The sequence below is a fragment of the Georgenia faecalis genome, from assembly GCF_003710105.1.
Taxonomy (GTDB): domain Bacteria; phylum Actinomycetota; class Actinomycetes; order Actinomycetales; family Actinomycetaceae; genus Georgenia_A; species Georgenia_A faecalis.
The window spans coordinates 1,835,050-1,846,859 of the sequence record NZ_CP033325.1 but is presented as its reverse complement, the minus strand read 5'-3'; the positions used below and the strand labels follow the sequence as shown (position 1 = coordinate 1,846,859).

The 11,810-nt window shown below is 75.6% G+C and carries 7 protein-coding genes; 5 read left to right on the top strand and 2 right to left on the bottom strand.

The window, feature by feature from the left end:
- Positions 1-51: 51 nt before the first annotated feature.
- From hisS to EBO36_RS08015, 3 genes are read left to right on the top strand one after another with little or no spacing between them, the layout of a single operon-like run.
- Positions 52-1,398, top strand: a complete 1,347-nt coding sequence (gene hisS, locus EBO36_RS08025) for a histidine--tRNA ligase (protein ID WP_122824151.1) — start codon at positions 52-54, stop codon at positions 1,396-1,398.
- Complete coding sequence (locus tag EBO36_RS08020; protein ID WP_122825536.1) at positions 1,395-3,179, top strand: dynamin family protein; 1,785 nt, start codon at positions 1,395-1,397, stop codon at positions 3,177-3,179. The genes hisS and EBO36_RS08020 overlap by 4 nt, the downstream gene beginning before the upstream one ends.
- The gene (locus EBO36_RS08015; RefSeq protein ID WP_122824150.1) at positions 3,176-4,771 is read left to right on the top strand and encodes a GTPase; all 1,596 of its coding nucleotides are present in this window, start codon (positions 3,176-3,178) and stop codon (positions 4,769-4,771) included. Before EBO36_RS08020 ends, EBO36_RS08015 begins: the two co-directional genes overlap by 4 nt.
- A 58-nt stretch (positions 4,772-4,829) precedes the next feature.
- Here EBO36_RS08015 and EBO36_RS08010 read toward each other — a convergent pair whose 3' ends face one another.
- Positions 4,830-6,626: a DEAD/DEAH box helicase gene (locus tag EBO36_RS08010; RefSeq protein WP_206515522.1), complete on the bottom strand. Its 1,797-nt coding sequence runs from the start codon at positions 6,624-6,626 to the stop codon at positions 4,830-4,832.
- A gap of 337 nt (positions 6,627-6,963) precedes the next feature.
- Here EBO36_RS08010 and aspS point away from each other — a divergent pair, with 337 nt between their 5' ends.
- Positions 6,964-8,742: an aspartate--tRNA ligase gene (gene aspS, locus EBO36_RS08005; RefSeq protein WP_122824148.1), complete on the top strand. Its 1,779-nt coding sequence runs from the start codon at positions 6,964-6,966 to the stop codon at positions 8,740-8,742.
- Position 8,743: 1 nt separating this feature from the next.
- On the top strand, positions 8,744-9,475 hold the full coding sequence (locus EBO36_RS08000; protein WP_122824147.1) for a GNAT family N-acetyltransferase: 732 nt from the start codon (positions 8,744-8,746) through the stop codon (positions 9,473-9,475).
- 36 nt (positions 9,476-9,511) lie between these two features.
- On the opposite strand, the gene EBO36_RS07995 is transcribed toward EBO36_RS08000, so the two are convergent.
- Positions 9,512-11,776: an MMPL family transporter gene (locus EBO36_RS07995; protein WP_122825535.1), complete on the bottom strand. Its 2,265-nt coding sequence runs from the start codon at positions 11,774-11,776 to the stop codon at positions 9,512-9,514.
- Positions 11,777-11,810 lie beyond the last annotated feature (34 nt).

Here is an 11,810-nt window from a genome sequence, read left to right as displayed (position 1 = left end):
TCACCCGCGCCGCCTCGCGGACCCCCGTGACGAGGTGGGAAGATCACCGGTATGGCACGTCCTACCCCCCTGTCCGGATTCCCCGAGTGGCTCCCCGCCGACCGCGCCGTCGAGGCCCACGTCCTCGACGTCCTGCGCCGTACCTTCGAGCTCCACTCCTTCGCCGGCATCGAGACGCGCGCGGTCGAGCCGCTCGGCGAGCTGCTGCGCAAGGGGGAGACGTCCAAGGAGGTCTACGTCCTCTCGCGGCTCCAGGGCGAGGCGGGGGACGACCACGCCGGCGACAAGCGCCTCGGGCTCCACTTCGACCTCACCGTCCCGCTCGCCCGGTACGTACTCGAGCACGCGGGCACCCTCGCGTTCCCCTTCAAGCGGTACCAGATCCAGAAGGTGTGGCGCGGTGAGCGGCCCCAGGATGGGCGCTTCCGGGAGTTCACCCAGGCGGACATCGACGTCGTGGGCGCCGACACGCTGCCGTTCCACTACGAGGTGGAGCTGCCCCTGGTCATGGCCGAGGCGCTGAGCGCCCTGCCCATCCCGCCGGTGCGCATCGCGGTGAACAACCGCAAGATCGCCCAGGGGTTCTACGAGGGCATCGGCCTGGACGACGTCGACGGCGCCCTGCGTGCCATCGACAAGCTCGCCAAGATCGGGCCGGACGCCGTCGCCGAGCTCCTCCAGCGCGACGCCGGCGCCACCCCGGAGCAGGCCCGCGCCGCCCTCGACCTCGCCTCGATCAGCGGGACGGACGCGTCCGTCGCCGACCGCGTCCGCGCGCTGGGGGTGCGTACCGACCTCCTCGAGGAGGGGCTCGGTGAGCTCGTCGCGCTCGTCACCGCCGCCGCCGAGCGCGCCCCGGGCGTCGTGGTCGCGGACCTGTCCATCGCCCGGGGCCTCGACTACTACACCGGGTCGGTCTACGAGACCACGCTCGTGGGTCACGAGGACCTCGGCTCGATCTGCTCGGGTGGGCGGTACGACTCCCTCGCCTCCGACGGCTCCCGGACCTACCCGGGCGTCGGGCTGTCCATCGGCGTGAGCCGGCTGGTGGCGCGCATCCTCAGCGCGGACCTCGCCCGCGCCACCCGCGCGGTGCCCGCCGCCGTCCTTGTCGCCGTCGCCTCGGAGGAGGACCGCCCCGCCAGCGACGCCGTCGCGGCGCGCCTGCGCGCCGGCGGCGTGCCGGTGGAGGTGGCCCCGGCCGCGGCGAAGTTCGGCAAGCAGATCCGGCACGCGGACCGCCGCGGCATCCCGTACGTGTGGTTCCCCGGCGCCGACGGCGACGAGGTCAAGGACATCCGCAGCGGCGACCAGGTGGGCGCGGACGCGCAGACGTGGCGCCCGCCCGCCGACGACCTGTGGCCGCGCGTCGTCGCGGCCGAGCGCGGGACGTCATGAGCACCGCACCGGCCGACGGCGCGGCGGGCCAGCCCGGCGCGCCCGAGGCGGTGAGCGCCCTGCGCGCCCTCAGCGCCCTCCTCGCCGACGTGCGCCTGCCGCTCGAGGTCCCCGGCGTCCCGGCGTCGCGCGCCCTGCGGTCCGGCGTGGTCGACCAGCTCGACGACTACGTCATCCCCCGGTTCGCCTCGCTCGAGGCGCCCCTGCTCGCCGTCGTCGGCGGGTCGACCGGTGCGGGCAAGTCGACCCTGGTCAATTCCCTCGTGCGGGCCGAGGTGTCCTACGCGTCGGCGATCCGCCCGACGACGCGGCGCCCGGTCCTCGTCCACCACCCCGCCGACGCCGCCTGGTTCGAGGACGGCCGGATCCTCCCGCACCTCGCCCGGGTGCGGGCCGCCGACCGGCCCGCCGCGCCCGGCGGCACGGGCGAGGCCATGCACGCCGAGCTCGAGCTGCGCGCCGTCGACAGCGTCCCGCCCGGGCTCGCGCTCCTCGACGCCCCCGACATCGACTCGGTCGTCTCCGAGAACCGCGCCCTCGCGGCGCAGCTCCTCGCGGCGGCCGACCTGTGGCTCTTCGTCACCACGGCGGCCCGGTACGCCGACGCCGTCCCCTGGGCGCTCCTGCGCGAGGCCGCCGCGCGCCGGGTGGTCGTCGGCATCGTCCTCGACCGGGTGCCCCCCGGTGACGCCGCGGACGTGCGGGCGGACCTCGCGGCGCACCTCGTCACCGAGAACCTCGCCCACGCGCCGCTCTTCGTCGTCTCCGAGACCGCCCGGGACACCCGCGGCATGCTCCCCGAGGCCGACGTCGCCCACGTCCGCTCCTGGCTGCAGGGCCTCGCCGCGGACGCCCACACGCGCGCCGCGGTGGCCCGGCAGACCCTGCTCGGCGCGGTGGGCGCGGCGCTGGGCCGCGCCCAGGAGGTGGCCGGTGCCGCCGGCGAGCAGGTGGCCGAGGCCACCGCGTTGGCCGACGCCGTCCACGACGCCTACACCGCCGCCGTGGAGCGCGTGATGGACACGACGGCCGACGGCACGCTGCTGCGCGGCGAGGTCCTCGCCCGGTGGCAGGAGTTCGTCGGCACGGGGGAGTGGTTCCGCAGCCTCGAGGCCTCGATCGGGCGCCTGCGCGACCGCATCACCGACGCCTTCCGCGGGCGGCCCGCGCCGCAGACCCGCGTCGCCGAGGCGGTGGAGTCCGGCCTCGTCACGCTCATCGTCGCCGAGGCCGAGCGCGCCGCGCTCGACGCCCGCCGCGCCTGGCAGGCCGACCCCGCCGGCCGGGCTCTCCTCGACGCGCCGGAGGCCGCCCTGGCGGACCCGGCCGGCGCCCGCGCCGGGCTCGCCGAACGCGTCGAGGTCGAGGTCCGGGCCTGGCAGCAGGGGATCCTCGACCGCGTCCGCACCGAGGGCGAGGACCGGCGCACCCGCGCCCGGATGCTCTCCCTCGGCGTCAACGTCTCGGGCGTGAGCCTCATGCTCGTCGTCTTCGCCCTCTCCGGCGGCATCACCGGCGCGGAGTTCGGCGTCGCCGGCGGCACCGCCGTCGTCGGGCAGAAGGTCCTCGAGATGGTCTTCGGCGACCAGGCCGTGCGCGAGATGGCCGCCGCCGCGAGCGAGGACCTGCGCCGGCGGACGGGCCGGCTGTTCGCCGAGGAGGCGTACGCCCACACGGGCCGGCTCGACGCCCTGGGCATCGACCGCGAGGCGCCCGTGGCCGTCGCCGCCGCCATCGACCGCGTCCGCGCCGGGCTGCACGCCGCGGGGATGTCCCGGTGAGGCGGCGCGCCCCGGAACCCGACCTCGGGACCCGGCTCGGCCAGCTCGGCCACGCCGTCGAGCGCGCCGAGGGGCGCCTGCCCGAGGAGGTCCTCGCCCCCGCGCGGGACGTCCTCGAGCGCGCGGCCGAGCGCCAGCGCCTCGGCGCCGGGCTCACCGTCGCGGCGTTCCTCGGGGCCACCGGCTCCGGCAAGTCGAGCCTGCTCAACCGGTTCGTCGGCGCCGACGTGGCCCGGGTGGACGCCCGCCGCCCCACCACCCGGCGCCCCCTCGCCGTCGTCTGGGGCGAGGACAGCGCGGGGGACCTCCTCGACTGGCTCGACGTGCCGGACCGCGTCGAGCGCGGCGCGCACCGCGACCTCGACGGCCTGGTGCTGCTCGACCTGCCCGACATCGACTCCACGTCGGCCGAGAACCGGGCCGTCGCCGCCCGGCTCGCCCAGCGCGTCGACGTCCTCGTCTGGGTCGTCGACCCGCAGAAGTACGCCGACGGCGTCATCCACGAGGAGTACCTCCAGCAGATGACCGAGCACGCCGAGGTGAGCCTCGTCGTCCTCAACCAGGTGGACCGGCTCGCCCCCGACGACGTCGACGGCGTCGTGGCCCACCTGCGCGAGCTCCTCGCCCGGGACGGGCTCGGCTCGGTGGAGGTGCTCCTCGCGTCCGCCCGGACCGGCGCGGGCCTCGCGGACCTCACCGCGCGGCTGGCGACCGTCGCCCGCGAGGGGCGCGCGGCCCGAGCCCGCCTCGGCGCGGACGTCGCCACCGCGGCGGGTGCCATCGCCGCCGCGTCCGGGGCCGACCTCACGGCCTCGCGCCCCGGCCCGGTGCCCGCGCGGGCCGCCGACGGCCTCGTTCGCTCCGCCGCGCGGGCGGCCGGCGTGGAGACCGTCGCGCAGGCGGTGCGCCGCTCCTACGTGCGGCGGGCCGTGCGGCACGTGGGCTGGCCGCCGCTGCGGTGGGTCGCCCGGCTGCGCCCCGACCCGCTGCGCCGCCTCCACCTCGACGGCGCGGGCACCGCGCCCACCTCGCTGCCGCCGGTGTCGTCCGCGCACAGCGCCGCCGTGCACGCGGACGTCCACGAGCTCGTGTGGTCGAGCACGCGGCACCTGCCGCCGCGGTGGCGTTCCCAGGTCCTCGCCGACGCCGAGGGGTGGGTCCCTGGGCTGGTCGACGAGCTCGACCGCACCGTGGCGCGCGCCGACGTGGGTACCGAGCGCACCCCGGGCTGGTGGCGCGCCCTCGGCGCCCTGCAGGTGCTCTTCCTCACCGCGGCGATCGCCGGTGCCCTGTGGCTCGGTGGGCTCGCCGGCGCCGGGTACCTCCGGCTCCCCGTCCCCGAGACGCCGATGGCGGGCCCCCTCCCGTGGCCGACGGCGCTCCTCCTCGGGGGCGTCGCGGCGGGGGTCCTCCTCGCCGTCCTCGGCCGCCTTCTCGCGCGCTGGCGCGCCTCGCGGCGGGCGGCGACGGTGCGCCGCGAGCTCACCCGCGCGGTCGACGCGACCGTCGAGCGGGGCGTCCTCGTCCCCCTGGCGGACGAGCTCGAGCGCTACGACGACGTCGTCGTCGCCCTGCGCACCGCCCGGGGCTGACACGCACGAACGCCCCCGTACCGCGAGGCGGTACGGGGGCGTTCAGCGTGCGGGTCGGTCAGTGCGCGGAACGGTGCCCGCCGCCGCGGTGCTCGGTGCGGCCCTCGGGCCGGCCACCGTCGCGCTGGGGGCGGCGGGGTCCGGCGTCGGGACGGATCCGCAGCGGGCGGCCGGCGACGCGGGCGGCACCGATCCGGCGCGACGCCTCGGCGTCGAGCTCGGCGTTGATCTCCACGAGGGAGAAGCTGGGGAAGATGTCGATCTTGCCCAGGTCGGAGCCGCGCAGGCCGCCCTCGCCGGTGATGGCGCCGACGATCGCGCCGGGCTGGACGCCGTCGCGGTGGCCGACCTCGACGCGGTAGCGCGGGCCGGTGCCGGCGGACCGGGCGCCGCCGGAGCGACCGCGGCCCGCGACGTGCTCGCGGTCCGAGCCGCTGTCGAAGCGCGCCTGGACGAACTCGCTCGACTCGGTGGTCGGCGCCTCGACGACGTCCGTGCCCGGGCCGCCGTCGCCGATGGCCATGGCGAGCAGGGTCGCGGCGAGCTCGTAGACGTCCATGCCGTGCTGCGCCTCGTGGACCGCGATGAGCTCGCGGTACAGGTCGAGGCGTCCCGCCGCGTGGCGGGCCTCGACGTCGGCGAGCATGACGTTGGCCTTGTGCGCCGAGACGTCCGCGGGGGAGGGGATCCGGATCTCCTCGAGGGCGGTGCCGGTGAGCCGCTCGATCTGCGACAGGCGCCCGCGCTCACGGGGGGTGAGGAAGGTGAGGGCCTCGCCGCTGCGCCCGGCGCGGCCGGTGCGGCCGATCCGGTGGACGTAGCCCTCCGCCTCGCGGGGGACGTCGAAGTTGACGACGAGCCCGATGCGCTCGACGTCGAGGCCACGGGCCGCCACGTCGGTGGCGACGAGGACGTCGAGGGTGCCGGAGCGCAGGCGGTCGATGAGCTTCTCCCGCTCGCGCTGCGCGACGTCGCCGGAGATGGCGGCGGCCTGGATACCGCGGCCGGCGAGCTCGAGGGCGACCTCCTCGGCGGCGGACTTGGTGCGCACGAAGACGATGGCGGCGTCGGCGTCGCTCACGGCGAGGACGCGGGCCAGCGCGCCGATCTTGTGACGGAAGGGGACGACGGCGAAGGTCTGGTGGACCGTGGCCGTCGTCGAGGAGGGCCGCGAGACCGCGACGCGCACCGGGTCGGTGAGGTGGGTGGCGGCGACCTTCTTGATGGCGGCCGGCATCGTCGCGGAGAACAGCGCCGTGCGGCGGCTGGCGGGGACGTTGGCGGCGATCTTCTCGACGTCGTCGGCAAAGCCCATGCGGAGCATCTCGTCGGCCTCGTCGAGGACGAGGAAGCGCACGCCCGAGAGGTCGAGGGTGCCGCGCTCCATGAGGTCGATGATCCGGCCCGGGGTACCGACGACCACCTGGGCGCCCTCGCGCAGGCCGCGCAGCTGGGGCGTGAAGCTCGAGCCGCCGTAGATCGGCAGGACGCGCAGCTTCGGCGTGCGGGCCGCGAAGGAGGCGATGGCGTCGCTCACCTGGACGGCGAGCTCGCGGGTCGGGGCCAGCACGAGCGCCTGGACGCTGGCGCGGTTGGCGTCCACGGCGGCGAGCAGCGGCAGGCCGAACGCGGCGGTCTTGCCGGTGCCGGTCTGGGCGATGCCCACGACGTCGCGGCCGGACAGCAGGCGGGGGATGGCCTCGGCCTGGATGTCGGTGGGGATGGTGAAGCCGAGGTCGAGCACCGCGGAGAGCAGGTGCTCGGGCAGCCCGAGGTCGGCGAACGTCGTGGGGACGGTGATGTCGAGCTCGGAGAAGTCGGCGCCGGAGAGGTCAGCGGAGGCGTGCGAGGGCATGGTGGCAGTCAAGGGGAACCCGTCGTGAGGTGCGGAGTGCGGGTCGCCAGGTCGGCGACTCACGTCCGCAACAAGAAGGGCCCGGTACTCAATGCGCGAACATCCGCTCGGGGCCTGGTGGCGGTCTAGTGCACTCCAGTGAACCCCCAGCGTAGCGGTCGTCGGCATCCGTAGGCGAGAGGGGGGCGGGGTGAGGTCCCGCACACCCCGGCCTGAGCCCGCGCGCGTCGGCGGCCGGCCGCGGAGTGCGGGAGGGCCGCGGCGGCCCCGGGTGACTAGGATCGTGGCCGCGCCCGCCCGTCTCGCGGTGCGCCCGCTCCCGACCGGAAGGACCCCCGTGCTCCGCACCCACACCGCAGGCTCCCTGCGCGCCGCCGACGCCGGCACCACCATCACCCTGTCCGGCTGGGTGGATCGCCGACGGGACCACGGCGGGGTCGCCTTCATCGACCTGCGCGACGCCTCCGGGATCTGCCAGGTGGTCATCCGGGACGAGGACGTCGCCCACGAGCTGCGCAGCGAGTACGTCATCCAGGTGCGCGGCGCGGTCGCGCTGCGCCCCGAGGGCAACGCCAACCCGGCGCTGCCCACCGGCGAGATCGAGGTGATCGCCGAGGACGTCGTCGTCCTCAACACCGCCGCGCCGCTGCCCTTCCAGGTCTCCGCGCACGCCGAGGACGGCGGGCAGGTGGGGGAGGAGGTCCGGCTCAAGTACCGCTACCTCGACCTGCGCCGCCAGGGACCGGCGCACGCCCTGCGCCTGCGCGCCCAGGCCAACGCCGCGGCCCGCCGCGTCCTCGACGCCCAGGACTTCGTGGAGATCGAGACCCCGACGCTCACCCGCTCCACGCCGGAGGGGGCGCGCGACTTCCTCGTGCCGGCCCGCCTGTCCCCGGGCGCCTGGTACGCCCTGCCGCAGTCGCCCCAGCTGTTCAAGCAGCTCCTCATGGTCGCCGGCATGGAGCGCTACTACCAGATCGCCCGCTGCTACCGCGACGAGGACTTCCGCGCGGACCGCCAGCCGGAGTTCACCCAGCTCGACGTCGAGATGAGCTTCGTCGACCAGGACGACGTCATCGCCGTCGCCGAGCAGGTGCTCGCCTCCCTGTGGTCGCTCATCGGCTACGACATCCCCGGGCCGATCCCGCGGATGACCTACGCCGACGCGATGGCGCGCTACGGCACGGACAAGCCGGACCTGCGGTTCGGCCTCGAGCTCACCGACCTCACCGCGTACTTCGCCGACACCCCGTTCCGGGTCTTCCAGAACCCCTACGTCGGAGCCGTCGTCATGCCGGGCGGCGCCTCGCAGCCCCGTCGCACGTTCGACGCGTGGCAGGAGTGGGCCAAGCAGCGCGGCGCGAAGGGCCTGGCCTACGTCACCATCGCCGAGGACGGCACCCTGGGCGGGCCCGTCGCCAAGAACATCTCCGAGGCCGAGCGCGCCGGCCTCGCCGAGGCCGTCGGCGCCCAGCCGGGCGACTGCGTGTTCTTCGCCGCCGGCCGCCCCTCCGAGGCGCGCGCCCTGCTCGGCGCCGCCCGCCTGGAGATCGGCCGCCGGGCCGGCCTCATCGACTCCTCCGAGTGGTCCTTCCTCTGGGTCGTCGACGCGCCCCTGTTCAAGCCCACGGGCGAGGACGACGACGTCGCCGTCGGGTCCGGGTCGTGGACCGCGGTGCACCACGCCTTCACCTCCCCGACGCCGGAGTGGATCGACCGGTTCGAGGAGTCGCCCGGCGAGGCGCTCGCCTACGCCTACGACATCGTGTGCAACGGCAACGAGATCGGCGGCGGGTCGATCCGTATCCACCGCCGGGACGTCCAGGAGCGCGTGTTCGCCGTCATGGGCATCGGTGAGGAGGAGGCGCGGGAGAAGTTCGGCTTCCTCCTCGACGCCTTCGCCTACGGCGCCCCGCCGCACGGCGGCATCGCGTTCGGCTGGGACCGGATCGTCTCCCTGCTCACCGGCGCGGACTCGATCCGCGACGTCATCGCGTTCCCCAAGTCCGGGGGCGGCTACGACCCGCTCACCCAGGCGCCGGCGCCCATCACGCCGGAGCAGCGCCGCGAGGCCGGCGTCGACGCCAAGCCCAAGACGGCGACCGACGAGGGCTGAGGTGCAGCGGCACCTGTTCCTGCGCGCCCACGCGCACCGCTGGGACGAGGAGCGCGCCTGGGAGACGCCGGACGCGACCCTGCTGCGCGTGCGCCGGGAGGGCACCGCGCGGGAGCCGGGACGTCCCGCGGCGCGCGTGCAGCTCGTGGGGACGGGCCGGCCCGACGCCCTGGCGGAGCTCCTCGTCCAGGCGGCCGCGGACGCGGGCGGTCCCGCGTCCGCGATGCTCACCCGCGGCACCTGGGCGCTCGTGCCGCCGGAGGTGCGGGCGCGGTACGCCCTGGTGACGGGCCGCGGGTGGGACTGGATGTGGTCGACCACCCCGCCGGCGCCGCAGCCGGGCGAGGACCGGGTGGCCCCCATGGGCACCGGTCGTGAGGACGAGGTGCGCGCCTGCCTCGCGGTCGCCTACCCCGAGACCAGCGCGGATCCCGGCGACCAGGCGCTGGCGTGGTGGGGGTACCGCGACGAGGACGGCCTGCTGCGCGGCGTCGTCGCCGTGCACGCCCCGGACGACGGCGGCATCCACCTCTCCGGGCTCGGCACCGACCAGCGCTGGCGCCGGCGCGGGGTGGCCTCGGCGATGATGGCCGCGGTGACCCGGTGGGGCCTCACCCAGCGCCCCTACGTGCACTACGGCATCTGGGCCGACAACGACGCGGCCCGGCGGGTGTACACCCGGCTCGGGTACCGCGTCGGGCACGAGGTGGAGAACCTCGCCCCGGAGGGCTGACGCCCCCGCCGCGAACGGGCGTAGGCCCGCCTGGGCTCAGTGGACGATCTTCACCTTCTCGTACAGGCGCGCCAGCGGCGCCGGGGCCCACCAGTTCCACTTCCCCAGGAGCGTCATGGTGGCGGGCACGAGGAGCAGCCGCACGAGCGTCGCGTCGATGAGGACGGTGACGGCGAGGGCCAGGCCCACCTGCTTGATGACGATGAGGTCGCCCGAGGCGAACCCGGCGAACACAGCGATGATGATCGCGGCCGCCGAGGTGATGATGCGGCCCATGAGCTGCAGGCCGCGCTCGACCGCGAGGTCGTTGGGCAGGCCCGCGTCCCAGAACTCCTTGATCCGGGCGAGGAGGAACACCTCGTAGTCCATCGCCAGGCCGAAGCCGAAGGTGATGATGAGCGGCACCACGGTCGCCTCGAGCCCGGCGACGGGCTCGAAGCCCAGCACGTCCGCGAGGTGCCCCTCGACGAAGATCCACACGGTGATGCCCAGCGACGCGGCGAGCGAGAGCGCGTTGGTGAGCAGCGCCTTGATCGGGATGAGCACGGACCCCGTCATGAGGAACAGCAGGACGAGGACCGCCGCGGCGACGAAGAGGATCACCCACGGCATGCCGTCGACGAGGGCGTCGTTGAAGTCCTTCTGGATGGCGCTCTGCCCGGTCACCCACGTCTCGACCTCGGCGTCGAGGTCGCGGATCTCGCTCACGACCGCCGCGGCCTCGGCGCCGCCGGGGTCGTCGGTGCTCAGGCGGACGCCCAGGGTGGTGTACTCGCCGGCCGGCGCGGGCGGGCCCACCGCGGTGACGCCGTCGAGCGCGGCGACCTCCTCGGCCAGCGCCGCGGCCTCCTCCTCGGTCCCGTCGACGACGACGACGACCGCCGGCGCCTCGGCCGCGGGGTAGTCCTCGACGAGGGACGTGATGAAGTCGCGCTGGTCGGACTCGGAGGGGAGCAGCTCCACGCCGGAGGAGCGCATGTCGAACGAGCGCAGCGGGCTGGCGAGGACGACGAGGATGGCGAGCACCCCGAGGAGCACCGGCCACGGGTAGGCGTGGACGAACCGGGCGATGCGCGAGAAGACCCCCTCCTCCGGCGCGACATCGCCCAGGCCGCCCACCACGCGCCGCAGGCCCGGCACGCGGGAGAGGACCGAGGGCCGGTCGAGGCGGCGACCGATGAGGGAGAGCAGGGCGGGCACGAGGGTGATCGACGCGAGCACGGAGAGCACGACGATCGTCACGCCGGCGGCGCTGAGCGCGCGGATGAGCTCGGGGGTCATGAAGACCATGCCGGCGATGGCGAGGGCGATGGTGACGGCGGAGAACGTCACCGTGCGGCCCGCGGTGGCCAGCGTCCGGCCCAGCGCGGCGGTGACCGCCTCGTCGCGGCCCGCGCGGCGCCGCCGCCGGTCGTCGTCGTCGGCGGCGGGCTCGGCAGCGAGGGCGTGGCGCAGCTCCTCCCGGTAGCGGGAGACGACGAGGAGGCCGTAGTCCACCGACAGGCCGAGACCGACGACCGTGAGGACGTTGATCATGTAGGAGTCGATGTCCATGACGTACGTGAAGCCGAGCAGGGCACCCAGGCCGACGGCGATCGAGGCCAGCGCCCCCACCAGCGGCATGCTCGCGGCAAGGAACCCACCGAAGACCACCACCATGAGCAGGAGCGCGAGGGGGAGCGCGACGACCTCGCCCCGGACGAGGTCCTCCTGGACCTGACCGACGATGGCGTCGGCGATGAGCGTGGGGGAGGACGTGAGGACCTCGACGTCGCCGCCGGTCATGTCCGCGAGGTCGGCGGGCACCTCGTCGAGGCGCTCGACGACGGCGTCGTGCACCGCGGCGGCGTCGGGGAGGTCCTCCTCGAGGGTGACCGAGAGGAGGAAGCCGTCCTGGTCGGCGGCGACCAGCGACCCGGCGGCGGGGTGCTCGAGGCCCCCGGGCAGGACGAACGGGCTCACCACCTCGGCGACGCCGTCGAGGTCGGCGAGGTCCCCGTGGACGGGCTGGAGCGCCGTGGTGATCTCGGCCACCACCGCCGGGTCGGCGAGGTCGACGCCCTCGACGAGGAGGCTGATCTCCTCCCCGGCGGAGGAGGCCTCGTCGAGGATCTCCCGGCCACGCTCGCTGTCGGAGCCGGGGGCGGCGGGCTCCCCGGTCTGCAGGCGGGCGAAGAGCCCCTCGCCCGTGAGGCCGCCGGCGAGCAGCACGGAGACCAGGGCGAGGGCGAGCCACGCGAGGACGGTGGTGCGCGGGTGGCGGGCGACGGTGCGGCCCAGTCGGTCGAACACGGCGCTCATCCTCGCACCCGCGGCCGGCACGCGCTGGCGCCGC

Bases quoted from the DNA above. Each gene is read 5' to 3' on its own strand.
- EBO36_RS08010 (WP_206515522.1), bottom strand. From the start codon at position 6,626: ATGCCCTCGCACGCCTCCGCTGACCTCTCCGGCGCCGACTTCTCCGAG.
- EBO36_RS08020 (WP_122825536.1), top strand. From the start codon at position 1,395: ATGAGCACCGCACCGGCCGACGGCGCGGCGGGCCAGCCCGGCGCGCCC.
- EBO36_RS07995 (WP_122825535.1), bottom strand. From the start codon at position 11,776: ATGAGCGCCGTGTTCGACCGACTGGGCCGCACCGTCGCCCGCCACCCG.
- hisS (WP_122824151.1), top strand. From the start codon at position 52: ATGGCACGTCCTACCCCCCTGTCCGGATTCCCCGAGTGGCTCCCCGCC.